The 15,934-nt window shown below is 65.3% G+C and carries 12 protein-coding genes, 1 tRNA gene and 1 pseudogene; 5 read left to right on the forward strand and 9 right to left on the reverse strand.

What is annotated here, in order from left to right; translation table 11 throughout:
• Nucleotide 1: 1 nt before the first annotated feature.
• The 3 genes from O1A05_RS12700 to O1A05_RS12710 all read left to right on the forward strand — a co-directional run bounded on the left by O1A05_RS12700 (nt 2) and on the right by O1A05_RS12710 (nt 3,462).
• Nucleotides 2-83, forward strand: a tRNA-Leu gene (locus O1A05_RS12700).
• A gap of 231 nt (nt 84-314) precedes the next feature.
• Complete coding sequence (locus tag O1A05_RS12705) at nt 315-1,865, forward strand: ABC transporter substrate-binding protein (protein WP_270105566.1); 1,551 nt, start codon at nt 315-317, stop codon at nt 1,863-1,865.
• 136 nt (nt 1,866-2,001) lie between these two features.
• Nucleotides 2,002-3,462, forward strand: coding sequence for a malate:quinone oxidoreductase (locus tag O1A05_RS12710; RefSeq protein WP_270107591.1), 1,461 nt, complete (start codon nt 2,002-2,004; stop codon nt 3,460-3,462).
• Between the two features lie 19 nt (nt 3,463-3,481).
• On the opposite strand, the gene O1A05_RS12715 is transcribed toward O1A05_RS12710, so the two are convergent.
• Together O1A05_RS12715 and O1A05_RS12720 are read right to left on the reverse strand one after the other, a co-directional pair.
• Nucleotides 3,482-6,613 (reverse strand): AAA family ATPase, encoded by a 3,132-nt coding sequence (locus O1A05_RS12715; protein WP_270105567.1) that lies wholly within the window; start codon nt 6,611-6,613, stop codon nt 3,482-3,484.
• Nucleotides 6,610-7,785 carry an exonuclease SbcCD subunit D gene (locus O1A05_RS12720; RefSeq protein WP_270105568.1) on the reverse strand — a complete coding sequence of 392 codons (1,176 nt, stop codon included), beginning with the start codon at nt 7,783-7,785 and terminating at the stop codon, nt 6,610-6,612. The genes O1A05_RS12715 and O1A05_RS12720 overlap by 4 nt, the downstream gene beginning before the upstream one ends.
• 389 nt (nt 7,786-8,174) lie before the next feature.
• Between O1A05_RS12720 and O1A05_RS12725 the strand changes: the two are divergent.
• Nucleotides 8,175-9,182 (forward strand): annotated as a pseudogene (locus O1A05_RS12725) (IS110 family transposase); the annotation flags it as partial.
• A 249-nt stretch (nt 9,183-9,431) separates the two neighbouring features.
• On the forward strand, nt 9,432-10,355 hold the full coding sequence (locus O1A05_RS12730) for an ADP-ribosylglycohydrolase family protein (RefSeq protein WP_270105569.1): 924 nt from the start codon (nt 9,432-9,434) through the stop codon (nt 10,353-10,355).
• On the opposite strand, the gene O1A05_RS12735 is transcribed toward O1A05_RS12730, so the two are convergent.
• The 7 genes from O1A05_RS12735 to clpS all read right to left on the reverse strand — a co-directional run bounded on the left by O1A05_RS12735 (nt 10,352) and on the right by clpS (nt 15,868).
• Complete coding sequence (locus tag O1A05_RS12735) at nt 10,352-11,458, reverse strand: exonuclease domain-containing protein (protein ID WP_270105570.1); 1,107 nt, start codon at nt 11,456-11,458, stop codon at nt 10,352-10,354. The genes O1A05_RS12730 and O1A05_RS12735 overlap by 4 nt on opposite strands.
• 3 nt (nt 11,459-11,461) lie before the next feature.
• Nucleotides 11,462-12,088 carry an RdgB/HAM1 family non-canonical purine NTP pyrophosphatase gene (gene rdgB, locus O1A05_RS12740; RefSeq protein ID WP_270105571.1) on the reverse strand — a complete coding sequence of 209 codons (627 nt, stop codon included), beginning with the start codon at nt 12,086-12,088 and terminating at the stop codon, nt 11,462-11,464.
• The gene (rph, locus tag O1A05_RS12745; protein ID WP_270105572.1) at nt 12,085-12,837 is read right to left on the reverse strand and encodes a ribonuclease PH; all 753 of its coding nucleotides are present in this window, start codon (nt 12,835-12,837) and stop codon (nt 12,085-12,087) included. The genes rdgB and rph overlap by 4 nt, the downstream gene beginning before the upstream one ends.
• A gap of 53 nt (nt 12,838-12,890) precedes the next feature.
• On the reverse strand, nt 12,891-13,727 hold the full coding sequence (locus O1A05_RS12750) for an MBL fold metallo-hydrolase (protein WP_270105573.1): 837 nt from the start codon (nt 13,725-13,727) through the stop codon (nt 12,891-12,893).
• A 108-nt stretch (nt 13,728-13,835) separates the two neighbouring features.
• Entirely contained in the window at nt 13,836-14,741 is a 906-nt protein-coding gene (murI, locus tag O1A05_RS12755; protein WP_270105574.1) for a glutamate racemase, read from the reverse strand.
• Complete coding sequence (locus tag O1A05_RS12760) at nt 14,738-15,463, reverse strand: DUF2017 family protein (protein ID WP_270105575.1); 726 nt, start codon at nt 15,461-15,463, stop codon at nt 14,738-14,740. Before O1A05_RS12760 ends, murI begins: the two co-directional genes overlap by 4 nt.
• A gap of 30 nt (nt 15,464-15,493) precedes the next feature.
• On the reverse strand, nt 15,494-15,868 hold the full coding sequence (gene clpS, locus O1A05_RS12765) for an ATP-dependent Clp protease adapter ClpS (protein WP_270105576.1): 375 nt from the start codon (nt 15,866-15,868) through the stop codon (nt 15,494-15,496).
• Between the last annotated feature and the right edge of the window lie 66 nt (nt 15,869-15,934).

A 15,934-nucleotide genomic window follows, 5' to 3' on the forward strand; every position in this document is an offset into this window, starting at 1 on the left:
TGCGGGCGTGGCGGAATTGGCAGACGCGCTGGATTTAGGTTCCAGTGTCTTACGACGTGAGGGTTCAAGTCCCTCCGCCCGCACTCGAGTGATGGCCCTGCCCTCAAGACCGCTGTGAAAGGACCGCCATGGCCGTGAGCCGACGTTCTTTCCTCGGTTCCTTGGCGGGTTTCGGCGCCGCTACCCTGATCGGCTCTCTGAACGGGCTACCCCGATGGTCACCCCGGCCAGCGTCTCTTGTCGCCGACTCGACCTCTGCATCCGGATCGACATCAGCGGGGCGTACTTTACGTCTGGGTGTCCCGGCTTCCCCTTTGACCTTGGATCCCTCGCTGGCCACCGATGTGGAGAGCCACCGGGTGATGCGGCAGATGTACGACAATCTCGTAGATGTGGATTTGGACACCGGTGACCCAATTCCCGGGCTCGCCACCGGTTGGGAGGCTTCACGCAATCACCGCGAGGTGACCTTCGAGCTACGCGATGATGTGGTGTTCCACGATGGCACACAGCTGACCGCCGAGGTGGTGGTGGCCAATGTGGAACGCTGGGCCACCACACCGGAACGCGTGGGACCCTCTGCCCTACAGCACCGGTTGCCGCTGAGTTTCGCCACCGTGTTCGGGGGGTTCCTTGGCGAGCCAGGCTGTGTTTTCGAGGAAGCGGTCGCCGAGGATGAAATCACGGTGCGGCTCGTGTTCACCGAACCGGTCTTCGGTGTGGTGCGGGCCCTCACCGATCCTGCCTTCGCCATCACTTCCCCCGATTCCTGGGCCGCTTCTGACGCGGCCCGAGGAGCATCCGGAACCCTAGTGGCGCTGGCCGGCACCGGCGCCTATCGTCTGGACAACGACGAGGTCCCCGCCGGTACGGTGCGCCTGGTGCGCGACCGAAACGCCACCGGCAGCTCCGCCGCCGGGTCATCCGGTTCCGCCGACGCACCGAATACCGATGAGGACTCCAGCCCCGACGTCGTGGAACTGGTGGCGGCGTCCGCAGCTCAGGAGCGTCTCATCGGGCTGCGGACCGGCCAGTTGGATCTTTTCGACACCGTGGATCCTGGTTCCCTGCGTGCCCTGGTTCAATCGGGGGCCCAAGTGCTACAGCGCGATCCGCTCTCGGTGCTGTACCTCGGATTCAATCTGCAGCATCCTGTGCTGTCCTCGCTTCGTGTCCGGCGCGCGGTTGCCCTGTCGGTGAATCGGTCCCTGTTGGTGGAGCAGACCATGCTCTCGGGTAGCTCCGCGGCGCACCATTTCATTCCGCCGGCGCTGGCGTCCGCCCCGGAGGGGATGCAACGATACGACTACAACCTTGCCGAGGCCGCCCGCGAACTAGAGGTCTCCGGTTACGACGGCGAGGACCTCGTGTTCACCTACCCGGTGGATGCGTCTCGGCCTTATCTGGCAGACCCTCAGCGGGTTTTCTCCTTGATCAGCGAAGATATGGCGAGCATCGGACTGCGCATCGTGCCGGATCCGGTGCCGTGGGACGACGGCTACCTCGCCCATGTCTCCCGGGCGGGCGGTAGCTCCTCGTCGTCGCGGGCTTTCCATTTGCTGGGGCGCAATTGCACGTACCGCGATCCCTTGCACGTACTGACCTCGATTTTCGACACGGCGTCTGGTGAGTTCGGCTACACCAACCCGACGGTCGAGAACCGGCTGGCCCGGGCCCGAACGGCCACCGATGGCACCGCACGTCAGGGCCTGATCGATGCGATCACCCGCTCCATTGCCACGGATCTGCCCGCCCTCCCGTTGGCCTTCCCGATTTCCGCGCTGGCCACCGGGCCGAGCGTGAACTACTACCCGATCTCGCCGGTCTTGGATGAGCATTTCGCCCGTGTGCAACTGTCGTCGTAGATGTCGCTGGTCATCCTTGGCCGGTCTCGAGTAGTAGAGTTTGGGATGAAGGCGGCCCGTCGCCATGCTCGATGTGCCCGCGAACTGGAATCACTGATCAGGAGATGTGAACGTGCCACAGCAAACCGACTCCCCGATGTACGACGTCGTTCTCGTGGGAGGTGGCATCATGTCGGCCACATTGGGCACGCTGCTCGCCGAGCTGGAGCGCACCTGGTCGATCGCACTGTACGAGAACCTCAATCAGGCCGGTCAGGAATCCTCTGATCCCTGGAACAACGCCGGTACTGGCCACGCCGCCCTGTGTGAGCTCAACTACGCCCCGCAGAACGCCGACGGCACCGTGGATCCGAACAAGGCGATCGGCATCAACGAGCAGTACCACGTGACACGCCAGTTCTGGAGCCACCTGGTCAACAACGGTGTGCTCCAAGATCCCAAGACCTTCATCAACCCGCTACCGCACATGAGCTTCGTGTGGGGCGATGATCACGCCGACTACCTGAAGGCCCGCTACGAGGCGATGAGCCCGCAGCCGCTGTTCCAGGCTATGGAGCACACCGAGGATCCGGAGACGATCCGCGGCTGGGCACCGCTGTTGATCGACGGCCGCCACGACGGCAAGCGCCTGGCTGCTTCACGTTTCGCCGGCGGCACCGACGTCGACTTTGGTTCGCTCACTCGTCAGCTCACCACCCACCTGACCAATCACGGGGTGGATGTGAAGTTCGGGCACAAGGTGACCGGGCTTTCCCGTGGCTCCGACGGTCGCTGGGATCTTTCCGTGAAGAGCAAGGCTGCCGGCTCCTCCTTCACCGCTCGCGCCCGATTCGTCTTCATTGGCGCCGGCGGTGGCGCCCTGCATCTGCTCCAGGCGTCCGGCATTTCGGAGGCCAAGGGCTTCGGTGGGTTCCCCGTGTCCGGACAGTTCTTGCGGTGCACCAACGAAGAGATCATCAACCAGCACCATGCCAAGGTCTACGGCCAAGCTTCGGTGGGTGCCCCGCCCATGTCGGTGCCGCACCTGGATACCCGTTTCGTCGATGGCAGGCGCTCCCTGATGTTCGGTCCCTACGCTGGCTTCTCCACCAACTTCCTGAAGACGGGTTCGTTCCTGGATCTGCCGCTGTCGGTGCGCACGCACAACCTGCTGCCCATGCTCAACGTGGCCAAGGACAACCTGGGTCTGGTGAAGTACTTGGTTTCTGAGGTGGCCAAGACCCGGGAGAAGAAGATCGACACCATGCGCGATTTCTTCCCCGAGGCCGAGGGCTCGGATTGGGAGCTCATCACCGCCGGACAGCGCGTCCAGGTGATGAAGAAGGACCCGAAGAAGGGTGGCATTCTGCAGTTCGGTACCGAGGTGGTCAGCGCTGCCGACGGTTCCATTGCCGGCCTGCTGGGCGCCTCCCCCGGCGCTTCGACGGCCGCACCGATCATGCTCGGCCTGCTGGAGCGCTGTTTCCCCGCCAAGATCGGCGGCTGGGAGGCCAAGCTGCGCGAAATAGTCCCGTCCTACGGGCGCAAACTCAACGATGACCCAACCCTGCTGGATGAGGTCACTCAGGCTACCGATGCGGCCCTGCAGCTGAACTGACGCGGCTGAACCGTCCGGCCTAGGCCAGGGGCGGCCCCACCACGGTGAGGTGGGAGCCGCCGCCGGTCAAGGACACCTCCACACGGTGAGCGATCTGGTGCTTCATCGCTTCCACATGGCTCACCAGCCCGATAGTGCGCCCGGAGGCCTGTAGCCCGTCAAGCACCTCCATAACCTGTTCCAGGGTCTGGGCGTCCAGCGAACCGAAACCCTCATCCACGAAGAGGGTGTCCATGGTGATACCACCAGCCTCGGCCTGCACCGTATCGGCCAGGCCCAGGGCCAACGCCAGGGACGCCATGAAACCCTCCCCACCGGAGAGGGTGCTGGGGTGTCGCAGCGTGTCATTGACGTGGTCGCGGATGCGCAAATCGAGCCCGGCCCGACGCCCGGACACCGCCGTGTCGTCGTGCTCAATGGTGTAGCGTCCCTGGGTCATGCCCGCCAGCCGTTCCGAGGCAGCCAGCGCGACTTTCTCCAAGCGCCCGGCCAGCACGTAGCTGCCCAGCCGCATCTTGTAGGAGTTTTCGCCCTCGCCACGCACCAGCTTCAGCAGCTCGTCGATTTCTCGGAATCGGGCCAGCTGATCGGCGGAGCGCTCCACAATCCCGCGCATCCGGTCCATCTCCTCGCGGTGCTGGTCGCGCGTGGTCCGCACCGAGCCGAGTTCGGTGGCGGCCTGGGACAGTTGATGTTCGGCCATTTCTAGTGCTGTGGCGGCCTGGGCTAGATCTTCGTCTGTCGGTGCTGGCTCGTCGCGTTCCAGGCTCGCCCGACCGGCTACCACATCAGGCTGTTCGGCTAGCTCAGCCAGGGCGGCCGCTTCGTTACGCCAGGCCTCCAGCTGCTGTTGATCGGCGGTCGCCTCCTGAGTGGTCAGGGCAGCGGCTCGGGCCTGGTCGACGTCGTCGAATCCCTGGCTATCGGAATCCTCGGGGTCGATACCTGCGGACAGTTGGGCTTCTAGGCGGCGCCGGGATTCATCCTCAGTCTCTCTGGCGTGCTCAAGTTGTTGTAGCGCTTCGATCAGCCCCTCGATTTCTGCGATGCGGTCCGCAACCGCAGACTGACGCGACTGCCAGTCGTCATCCGTGAGCTGCTGATCCTCTGGCGTGACCTGATTTCCCAGCGCGGTGGTTTCCTCGGTGAGTGCTTCGAGCGTGCTGCGCTCACCGGCCAGCTTCTCCCGATCCGCCGTGAGTCGAGCTTGAGCGGATTCGATTTTCTGCACCACGTGTTGGCGCAATTCATCGATCTCGCGGCGTTGACGTTGCGTGGCTTCAGCCGCCGTGATTTTCTCCTGGACGGTGACGACCTGCGCATCGGCCTGTGCCACCGAGAGGCCACCGGCCTGCGCCTGGGCGGCGTCACGTCGGGCACGCACCGTGCCAACGGCTTCCTCGGCGGTGGTGCGTTCCCGGACCGCGGCGTCGCGCAGACCTTCGGCTTCTTGAAGCTTCTCCGGAGAGATTTGTTCCAGCTCGGCGGTGGACGCAGGTGCCGGGTGCTCCGGCGAACCGCACACCGCGCAGGGCTGGTCGTCCATGAGCTCCACAGCCAACAGTGAAGCCGCACGGTCCAGGCGCTGCTGCACCAGGTCTTGCCAGGTCTGTGTCGCCGCCTGAGCGCGATCAATCACGGCACGCAGCTGCTCTTCCTTTTCGGTCAGCTTCGTGGCTTCCGCGGCGGCACGCCGGGCCGCTTGTGCGATGTCGTCGGCACGATTCTTTTCTTCTCGCAAGTGCTCCAGCGAGACCGATGCCGCATCCAACTTCTCCAGGTGTTCTTCGTGCTGTTGGCGCTCGGAGGTGAGTGCGGTCATGGACTCCTGGGTTTTTTCGCAGCCGGCTTCTCGTGCCTCAATGTCTTTTCGGACGGTCTCGCTGCGGCTGCGTAGGCGGAGCAGTTTTTGCTGGTCGGTGCGTGCCTGTTCCAGGCGCTGCTGCTGCCGGTATCCCGCGGCAAGAGCTTCGCGCCAACGACTGGTTGGCGATTGCTCGGTGGACGTGTCGGGGTTCCACGCCATCACCTCAGGCGTCGCGTCCAGGTGCTGGCTGAGATCGTTCGTCGATTCCTGCAGGTGCTTGCGCTGCTCGGTGGCACGTTGCGCTGTAGCGGCCGCCTCCAGCACCTTCTGGGCTGCGGTGTGGCGCTGTAGTCGTTGCCGACATTGGTCGACCGCCTCGTTGGATTCTAGGTGACGTTGCTGGCGATGCTGCCAGGCCTGAGCGGCCTGCTGGGTGCGTCGGCGTGTGGTCAACGCATCGAGCCGCTGGCGGGCGGCGGTGCTGCGCTGCTTCACCTGCAACTGTGCTGCCTCAGCCAGGTCGACGCTCAGGCGCAAGGCTGATTCCACCTGCTCCAACAGTGCGTCATCGGTCAATGCTTCAACATGTAGAGCGGCCTCGGCCTGGGGCGCCGCCGTATCATCAGACTCGCCGCCGTCGGTGGTGTCGCCTTCGTCATTGATCAGCTCGGCGAGGGCGACGCGCAGGCGCTGGCGGATCTCGTCTAGGGTTTCGGAGTCGCGCTGTACTTTGTCGCCGTGGGCCCGTGCCTGCTCACGCAACCACTCCTCCACAGCGTCGAAGCGCTGCGTGTCGAAGAGTTTGCGTAGCAGGATTTCGCGATCTTTCGACCCGGCATTCAAAAACGCGGCGAACTCGCCCTGCGGCAGGAGCACGACCCGCATGAATTGCTCGGCGGTGAGTCCCAGCACTTCGGAAAGCAGGTGCCCGGTCTCGTCGTTACGGCGGGAGCGCTCTATCCAATCGCCGTCGACCCATTCGCGCAGGTGCACCCCGGCCTGTTCGGTGGTGGTGCCGTCAGACCCTGTGCGTTTGCGCTTGGCGGGGCGCTGATGAGCCGGCCAGCGCAGGATCTCGAAGCGGCGCTGGGAGACGGTGACCTCCAGCAACACCTCGGGACGGGTGCCGGGGGCGGCCAGGGTGGAGTGCAGGGAGTCCAGTTTTCGCTGGCCGGGCACGGAGCCGTAAAGGGCGTAGCAGATGGAGGCCAACACGGTGGATTTACCGGCTCCGGTGGGGCCGTCGAGCAGGAACAGCCCGGCCTGATCGAGGTCGGCGAAATCGATGGTCTCGCGTTCGGCGAAGGGACCGATGGCTTGGATTTCCAGGCGGTGTAGTCTCATCGGCGGGCCTCCGCTTCCTGGATGCGGCCGTGTTCCAGGGCCTCGCTGAAAAGCGCGGTCTCCGCCTCGGAGGCGGGTCGCGCGCGTACGTGCTCCACGAAATCGGTGCACATCTGCACATCGGAGACAGCGTCGTCGAGTTTCTGCGCATAGGAGGTGACCATCGGTCTGGGTCCGCGCGGGGCGAGGATGAAATTCAGCAACCCCGGGAAGCGTTGCTTCAGCCGGGTGTAGGCCTGAGGTGGGCGCTCGGCGTCGGTGACGGTGATCTGGCACCAGGCGTCCTCGGCGTCGGCGTAGGCCGGGTTGTGCAGCAGATCCTCGATGTCCGATTCCAGCACTTTCAGCGCCCGGCCCACCGGCCACTGCACCGGGTCGATGCTCTCGATTCCTTCCGCGCCGATGGTGAGGATCCATCCGCCTTTCGCCTGGCGCGCCTCGGAGAAGGAGTAGCGCAACGGGGAGCCGGAGTAACGCACCGTCTCGGTGATGCTCTGACGCCCGTGGAGATGTCCCAGCGCGACGTAGTCCACTCCGTCGAACACCGAGGCGGCGACCTGTCCGAGCCCGCCCTGCATCTGCTCGGCGCCGATGTCTCGCTCGGAATCGCTGCCGGAGGCGCCGGCGGCGAAAACGTGAGCCATCACGATGCTGGTGAGAGGTCCGCGTTCGGACTGTTGTTGCTCCAGATCAGCCCGGATGCGGGTCATGGCTTCGGTGAGCACCCCGGTGTGATGGGAGGGGGTTTGCCAGGAGGTGCTGATCAGCCGCGGTTCCAGATAGGGGATCCCGTAGATCAGCGCCGTCGCCCCGTCGATCTCCACGCAGACGGGATCCTGTACCGTGTCGGCCCGGGTGCGCACGTGCACCCCGGCAGCATCCATCAACCGGCCGCCGAAACCCAGGCGGGTGGCGGAATCGTGATTGCCCGAGGTGATGACGACGATCGCCCCGGCCTCCCGGATCCGGGCCAGGGCGTCGTCGAAGACCTCGACGGCGTCGGAGGCGGGCAAGGCACGGTCGTAGACGTCGCCGCTGATCAGCAGCACGTCGATCTGTTCGGTGCGGATGGTGTCGATGAGGGCGGCGATGAACTCACGCTGAGTGTCGAGCATCCCGGTGCCGTGGAAGGATCGGCCGAGGTGCCAGTCGGAGGTGTGCAACAGACGCATGCCTCCAGCTTAGGCAGAACTCGGACATTGAAGATGGTAAGGGCGCGGGTTCGTCGGTGTGACTCCCACTCGGACTGACCAGCATGTGTCTTGATCGTGATGTGTCCACCGGCCCCGCCGCCTCGAAAGGACTCTGAGAGTGGGACTGACATCGCGGTGTCTGGCGAGGAGGATGGGATCATAAGGCCTCCGGTGTGGCCCAGCACTAGGACTGAACCGCTGTTTCCCGCTCGTGATCTGCCCACCGGATACAGGGGCCTTACATGGAGGTGATCCAGCCGGACGGACATGACCTCATAGGAGCCTGGTGGTCCCGGCCTCGTCAATGTCTTGTCTGCCCGTCCGGCCGGAGCCTTCCCAAGGTTGAACACAACGAGAAAGGCAGTTCCATCATGGCAAGTTCCGCACTGGATGTATACGCCGGGGTTGATACCCATGCCGAGACACACCACGTAGCCGTGATCGACGGGTTGGGACGCCGACTCGGTGACACCGAGTTCCCCACCACGGTTCTCGGTTACCAGCAGCTCTTGGCTTTCGTGGGTGAGTTCGGGACGGTCCAACGTATCGGTGTGGAGGGAACTGCCTCGTATGGGGCCGGGCTCACCGCCTATCTGCGGGCCGAGCGGATCGTGGTGCGAGAAGTCATCCGCCCCAGCCGGGCAGCCCGCCGCAACGGCAAGTCCGACCCCATCGATGCTTATGCGGCGGCCCGGAGCGTCGCAGCTAACGACGACCTGCCGATCCCGAAGCTGCTGGATGGCGAGGTCGAGCAGATCAGGGTCACACTCCGAGCCCGCAGCAGTGCCATTAAGGCCCGCAACGTGGCCATGGTCCAGATCAAGGACTTCCTCACCACCGCACCAGCCCGGGTACGAGAGGCTTACCGGTACTTGTCTGATGAGGAACTCATCGAGGTACTGGCCGCTAGTCGTCCGCAATCAGATCAGACGCTGAAGCGGGTGTTGCGTCGATTGGCGCGGCGCTATGAATACCTCGGTGAGGAAATTGATCAGGCGGTCGAGGAGCTGGAGGTGCTGACGGTTCGGGTGGCTCCGGAGCTCACTCAGGCTCGAGCGATCGGTACGATCACCGCGGCCCAGTTACTTGTCACTGCCGGGGCTAATCCGGAACGGGTCAAGTCCAAGGCTGCTTTCGCAGCATTGTGTGGTGTGAGTCCGATCTCGGCTTCTTCCGGTAAGACACAGCGTCACCGCCTCAACCGAGGCGGGGATCGGCAAGCGAATTGGGCGTTGCACCGGATCGTGATGGTCAGGATGGGCAACGATGAACGTACTCGTCGCTATGTTGAACGCCGCACCGCTGAGGGAAAGGGAACCAGGGAGATCATGCGATGTCTGAAGAGATATGTGGCTAACGAGGTCTACACATTGATTCTTGACCCTGATCAAGTCCCGCCCTCAGACGACCTTCGCCCACTGCGGCATCAGCAACATTTGACCCTGACACAGGTCGCTGATCACTTCGATACTTCGCCGGGGAAGATCTCCCGGATCGAACGCGGCCAAAGCCGAGATGATCACTTCACAAAGCAGTACCGAAAGTACCTCCTACAAACGCTTTGACACCATATAGGAGCATCACGATAAGGGTCACGTCGCCGAGCTGGGGATTAAGCTGGGGAGATGACCGAATCTTCCCAGCCTGCTCCCCTGTCCGCTGAGTTTGCCGTGCGGGCCGAATCGCTTGTGCGTGCCGCTGCCGGAACGGACGCCGGGCTCAGCGTGTATTTCCTTGACGGGCTGTTGGAGTGGATCGAGTGGGCGAATCAGGGGTATGAATCCGACCCGACTGCCTGTGTCTGGTTGGGTGGACTGCGCTGGTGGCGGGCCCAGCGGGGGACGTTGCCGGACGGTGCTCCCCCGGTGCCGCCGCGGTGGATCGACGAGCAATCGGTGCTGGAGACCGTCTTCGGCGGAGACGCGGAGCGGAATCTGCGGGCGCTGGATTCGGATCAGATGCCGACCCTGCGCGATCCGGCCCACCCCGGAGACGACGGACCTCGAGCATTGTCCCGCAGCGCGATCTATGCGCTGGTCCCCGGGCTGGAAGATCACCTGATCGTCTCGCTGGCGCGTCAAGGAGCAGCCCTGACGCAGGGCGAGCCTGCGGCGTGGGAGGCGTCCTGTGCGGCGGCGGTGATCATAGCCGACCTGCTGTATTCCGCTCACGACGGTGACAGCACCGACGCACTGGTACACGCCGTCCACCGGGCGGTGGATGTGCTGGAGGCAGAGCCGGCCGCGCCGGTGCGTGCGCTACTGACGACGGCGCTCGAGAAGGCACAGACAACGTCAGACCTGGATACTGTGGCCTGGCCCGACGAACTGGTCGGTTCCAGCGCTCCCGTGGTGCTGGCCGCAGCCGCGTATGCCTCTGCTGTCGGTGCAGAGCGTCTCGAAGAACACCCGGAAGATCCGGAGAGCGTGTCAGTGCTGGTGCGCCAGCTGCACGCCACTCAGGGGCGGGAATCGATCATCGTCGAAGGCGCCGCAGCCCCGGATCTCGTGTCGGTCGCCGTTGAACGCTGGGTGGCGTCGATGACCTAGACGGCGGAGGCGGCCGGCCAGTTCATGTCCAGCATCTGCAACAATTCAGGCTCGGAGAGGATGCTCAGCTGCTGGCCACGGTCCCGCCGGGCCAGGGCGTCGCGCATTTTGCGGTGACCGATCGCCTTGCTGGTCCCTCGCGACGCACCGGTGCTGTGCAGGTGCTCGGGGCGGAAACCGTCACCGACGACCAGCACCGTGGTGGCGGCCGTGACCCGGTTCGCGGTGCTCGCACCATAGTGGGCCACTTTGTGTTTGGCTTCCTGACGCGGCATGCCCAGGTTACCGGTGAACACCACCAGTTGCCCGTGCAGCGGGTGGGCGGGGTCGGCGTCGGGATTCGGTTGCGGGTTGGTGCCCTCATCGGGCCAGCGCATCAGATCCGGGAGCCGGGTGCCCCGGGGCAGAGCCACGGTGGCGTCGAAGTAGTCGGACATTCCCCGAGCCTGCATGGTGGGTCGCGATTCGTTCTGTCCGGCGGGATGGGCGGCCAGGGTCCGCAGCGACAGCCCCGCGGCACCCAGCACGGTCGCCAGGTCGCGATGACCTGTAGCGGGCACCTGCGTCGTCTCGTCGGTGGCCTGGCGGCGCCCAATGTCCTGAACAATGGCAGCGCAAGCCTGGGCGTCGGCGAGCGCGTCGTGGTGATGGTCTAGGGTGAACCCAGCCTCTGCGGAGGCCGACGGCAGCGCGTAGGAGGTCAGCGAGTAGGACTTGCGGGCCAGCATCAGGGTGCAGCCGAAGTGCATTTCGGGCACATCCGCACCAGAAACCTCGAGGGCGGATTCGATGACGCCGACGTCGAAACCGGCGTTATGGGCGACCACGGCGTCGTCGCCAATAAAATCCTGTAGCTCGGCGAACATCTCTCCGAAGCGCGGCTGGTCGGCCACCTGGTCTTCGGTGATCCCGTGGATACGCACATTGCGCGGGTCGAAGCGGTCAAAACCGGCGGGTGGGCGCATCAGCCACGATGCGGTCTCGGCGACGAGTCCGTCGCGCACGCGCACCACGCCGACCGCACACGGTGAACCCCGGAAACCGTTGGCGGTTTCGAAGTCGATGGCGGTGAAATCCAGTCCAGGAACCTGGGTGAGGCGCACCGCTCAGAGCACCTCGACTAGATGGGGCAACAGGGCTCGGAAGGCGTGGCCGCGGTGAGAGATGGCGTTCTTCTCCGCTGAGCTCAGCTCGGCGCAGGAGCGGTCCATGCCCTCGGGCTGCAGGATCGGGTCGTAGCCGAAGCCGCCCTCGCCCTGGGGCGCCCGCAGCAGGCTGCCGTTCAGGTAACCCCGCTCCACGTGCTCGGCGCCGTCCGGGGTGGCCAGCGCGGCAGCACAGACGAAAGCGGCAGCGCGGTGCGCATCGGGCACGTCCCCGAGCTGGGCCAAGAGGAGCTGGAGGTTCGCGGTGTCGTCCCCGTGTCGTCCGGACCAGCGGGCGGAAAAGATCCCGGGGGCTCCGCCGAGCACCTCGACGGCGAGACCGGAATCATCGGCAACGGAGATCAGCCCGGTGTGCTGGGCGACGGCGTGAGCTTTCTTGAGGGCGTTGGCCTCGAAGGTCACTCCGTCCTCGACGACGTCGGGTGCCCCGGCGGTGGCGGCGTCGATGACCTGGGTGTCAACGTCGAGCCCGGGCACGGACCCGCGCAGCAGCTCCCGCAGCTCGCGCAGCTTGCCCTGGTTGGTGGTGGCGAGGACGACTTTCGGTTCGGGTGCGCCCGTGGTCATAGGCTCACTCCGGCCTGGGCGAGGGCTTCGTTCTGGAGCCGGGTCAGTTCAGCGGTGCCCTGTATGGCCAGGTCGAGCAGTCCATCGAGCTCGGCACGGCGGAAGGGCGCACCTTCGGCGGTGCCCTGGACCTCAATGAACTCGCCGGTGCCCGTGGTGACCACGTTCATGTCGGTTTCGGCGCGCGAGTCTTCCTCGTAAGGCAGATCGAGCATGACGGCGCCGTCGATGATGCCCACCGAGATAGCCGCCACCGAACCGGAGAGCGGATTAACAGCGGCGGGCACGATGCCCCGCGAGCGCGCCCAGTCCAGCGACTGCGCCAGTGCGACGTAGGCACCGGTGATGGCGGCGGTGCGGGTGCCGCCGTCGGCCTGGAGCACATCGCAGTCCAACACGATGGTGTTTTCGCCGAGTTTGGCGGTGTCGATGACGGCACGCAGGGAGCGCCCGATCAGTCGGGAGATTTCGTGGGTGCGTCCACCGAGTTTGCCCTTGACGGATTCGCGCTGGTTTCGGGAATTCGTGGCGCGCGGCAGCATCGCGTACTCGGCGGTGACCCAACCGGTGCCCTGGCCCTTGAGCCACCGGGGCACGCCCTCGGTGAAGGAGGCCGTGCACAGCACCTTGGTGGAACCGAATTCGATCAGCGCGGACCCTTCGGCCGGCTCGGACCAGCCGGGGGTGATGGTGACGGGCCGCAGCTGGTCGAGGGCGCGCCCATCGGCGCGGGTGACGGCGGTGCTCATGGTTCGGGATCTCTCCTCGTGGTTCTGGGTGGGGCTGTCCGCGAGCGGCGGACTCACACCCGGTAGGTTACACCGGAGACGGCGACGGCGAGGTCGCCGGCGAAGGTCTCGCGGGCTTCGACGGCGGTGGCCATCGGGTCGTTCCACACCGGCAGGTGGGTGAGCAGCAGGCGGCGTACCCCGGCCTCGGTGGCGGTGGCCCCGGCGCGTTTACCGGTCAAGTGCACGCCGTCGATGGCGTCGTCGCGCCCCTCGTGGAAGCCAGCCTCGCAGAGGAACAGGTCGGCGTCGCGGGCGGCCTCCACCAGTCCGTCGCAGGTATCGGTGTCACCGGAGTAAGTCAGCACCGTGGTGGTGTGCTGGTCTGCAGCCTCTCCCCTCACTCCGGGCTCTCCCGGTTCCACGGCCTCCACGCGCAGGGCGAAAGCTTCCTCGATGGGATGGCGCACCGGGTAGGGGGTGATGGTCAGCGGCCCCACGGTCACCGGCTCCCTGGGCGTCCAGGTCTGGAAGTCGAAGTCCGGGTGCATGCCCGGGTCCGGGTCAAGCCCGTAGGCGGTGGCCAGTCGATCAGCGGTGCCGGAGGGACCGAACACGGGAATGTGAATGCCCTTCCAGCCTTCCGGATCCCAGCGCACCGCGACATGCAACCCGCACAGGTCCATGAAGTGGTCCGGGTGCAGGTGGCTCAGCGCGATAGCGTCGATGTCGGGCAACATCATGTAGCGCTGGAGCGTACCCAGGGCGCCGTTACCCAAATCCAACAGCACCCGCCACGTTTTCGGCGTCACCCCGTCAGTGTCAACACCCTCCGCGGTCACCAGATAGCAGGAGGCGGGTGAGCCCGGGCCGGGGAACGAGCCCGAGGCTCCGATGATGGTCAGCTGCATCGTGGGGTTCCTCCCTGGTCCGGTGCCGCCGTGACCCGTCGGCGGGTTCGGTTGCTGGCTGTCCTGGTCACTGTACTGCGCCCGTGCTGGCTCATGCCCAACGTTGCGTCACCGGGCGTCCGGGACGGGAACCACAGACAAGGTGCCAGTGGGCAGCTCTTCGGCTACCCGGTTCACGTGATGCACCCCGGAGACTTCGGGGCCGAGGAAGCGCCGGGCCAGCAGCTCGAACTGATCGGCGTCGCCGGTGGCCATGAACCGGTGCCGTTGCAGCGCTGTCTCACCGGGCTCCCGCTCGACCCCGGAATCGACATTCTCCAGGTCGTGGCGCACTAGCTCGCGGTACACGTCCTGCGCGGTCTCCTCCGCGGAGGACACCAGGGTGACGCTCTCCCCCATCACATAGGAGATCACGCCGGTCAGCAAAGGGTAGTGAGTGCAACCGAGCACCAGAGTATCGACGCCAGCTGCTTTCAGCGGAGCCAGGTACTCCTCGGCCAGGGTGCGCAGTTCGGGGCCGGAGGTGATCCCGGCCTCCACGAACTCCACGAAACGCGGGCACGCCACCGAGGTGATCTCCAACGACGGTGCGGCCGCAAACGTGTCCTCGTAGGCCCGCGATCCCACGGTGGCTTCGGTGCCGATGACGCCGATGCGACCGTTACGGGTTGCCGCCACCGCCCGGCGCACCGCCGGCTGGATGACCTCCACCACCGGAATTCCGTAGCGCTGGGTGTAGCGTTCCCGGGCGTCGCGTAGCACAGCGGCCGAGGCCGAGTTGCAGGCAATAACCAGCAGCTTCACCCCGGCATCCACCAGTTCATCCATCACTTCCAGAGCCAGTCGGCGCACCGTGGCAATGGATTTCGGGCCGTAAGGGCTGTTGACCGTATCCCCTACGTAGACGATGGATTCCTGCGGTAGCTGGTCGATCACGGCACGGGCTACAGTGAGTCCGCCCACCCCGGAGTCGAAGATCCCGATCGGTGCGCCCGAGTTCGCGGCGGTGGTCATGGGCGGTCCTCTTTCTCGCCGTGGTCATCATCGGCAGCACCCAGCTGGTCGGGCAGATCCGCCAGCAATGCGGTCATCAGCGTCTCCTGCAACCAGGAGGTGAAGTTGTACAGCAGCGCCATATAGGCGTCCACCGAGTCGGCGTTGGCGACATCCGAGATCTCGTGCACCCGCGCTGCGTCGTCATCGGTCTCAATCTCCAGGCGGGTGGCCAACACCAGGCGCACGGCGTTCAGGGCCCGACCAAACGACTCGGCCGCGGCAAGATCCAGCACCAGGTGTCGCGATTCCACGGCGGCGATGGCACGCTGCAGGTCCTCCAGTTTCGCCTGCAGCACGGCATCTTCGGTCAGTGCCCGAAACTCTTGGGCCTCCGCCTCACTGGCCGCATCCGGGGTGCCGGTGGGCAACAGTCGTAACGTCGCTGCTTCACTCGGCGCGGCGCGGCGATTCTCCCCGGTGCCCGCCGAAATACCCGACACCAGAGCCCAGAAGTCACTGTCTGTCGCGATGTCGGCGTCACCAGCGTCTCCGGTACCAGCCTCGGTATCGGGCTCAGCCTCGGCGCCAGCCTGATCGGTCTCGGCGTCAGAGCGGGTTTCATCTTCGCGACGACGCAACAGGGTGATGACGTCGTCGAAGAGCTGGCGTAGCAGCCGCTGTTCGCCGCTCTCAAACGTGGCCAGGTAGCCACGCGGAGTGGAGGTAAATCCTCGTGCCATGAAGTCAGTGTCAGCTTTCGTGTCTCGGTGTCATTCAGGCTGTTCCAGGGTGGCCCACAGCCCGTAGCCGTGCATAGCCTCCACATGCCGCTCGGCCTCTTCCCGCGTTCCGGAAGCGACCACCGCCTTGCCCTGGTGGTGCACCTGCAACATCAGCTCATCGGCGCGCGCCGCAGAGAATCCGAAATGGCGCCGGAACACGTAGGAGACGTAGGACATCAAGTTCACCGGGTCGTTCCAGACAATCACGATCCACGGCTTCTCCAGGCGGGTACGATCCTCGGGCCGCACCAAGGTGTCGGTTCCTGTTTCAGTAGATTCCGCCCCGTCCACCGACACTCGCAAGATCGGCGTGGCCTCGGGGTTCGCGCCCGCATCAGGCAGGCTCGTCGTCGAAGGACACATATGCGCATTCTAACGCTCTTAAGACGTACCGCATCTCGGCATCCGGCGGACACACCGAGTATCGTG

It is taken from the genome of Citricoccus sp. NR2 (assembly GCF_027594385.1).
In the GTDB taxonomy this organism is placed as follows: Bacteria; Actinomycetota; Actinomycetes; order Actinomycetales; family Micrococcaceae; genus CmP2.

What these genes read in the sequence shown, in the direction of transcription:
- O1A05_RS12750 (WP_270105573.1), bottom strand. Translation starts at nt 13,727, where the DNA reads ATGCAGCTGACCATCATCGGAGCCTCGGGCTCGTTCCCCGGCCCGGGC.
- rdgB (WP_270105571.1), bottom strand. Translation starts at nt 12,088, where the DNA reads ATGACCACGGGCGCACCCGAACCGAAAGTCGTCCTCGCCACCACCAAC.
- O1A05_RS12720 (WP_270105568.1), bottom strand. Translation starts at nt 7,785, where the DNA reads ATGCGTCTGTTGCACACCTCCGACTGGCACCTCGGCCGATCCTTCCAC.
- O1A05_RS12715 (WP_270105567.1), bottom strand. Translation starts at nt 6,613, where the DNA reads ATGAGACTACACCGCCTGGAAATCCAAGCCATCGGTCCCTTCGCCGAA.
- clpS (WP_270105576.1), bottom strand. Translation starts at nt 15,868, where the DNA reads ATGTGTCCTTCGACGACGAGCCTGCCTGATGCGGGCGCGAACCCCGAG.
- rph (WP_270105572.1), bottom strand. Translation starts at nt 12,837, where the DNA reads ATGAGCACCGCCGTCACCCGCGCCGATGGGCGCGCCCTCGACCAGCTG.
- O1A05_RS12710 (WP_270107591.1), top strand. Translation starts at nt 2,002, where the DNA reads ATGTACGACGTCGTTCTCGTGGGAGGTGGCATCATGTCGGCCACATTG.
- murI (WP_270105574.1), bottom strand. Translation starts at nt 14,741, where the DNA reads ATGACCACCGCCGCGAACTCGGGCGCACCGATCGGGATCTTCGACTCC.
- O1A05_RS12760 (WP_270105575.1), bottom strand. Translation starts at nt 15,463, where the DNA reads ATGGCACGAGGATTTACCTCCACTCCGCGTGGCTACCTGGCCACGTTT.
- O1A05_RS12730 (WP_270105569.1), top strand. Translation starts at nt 9,432, where the DNA reads ATGACCGAATCTTCCCAGCCTGCTCCCCTGTCCGCTGAGTTTGCCGTG.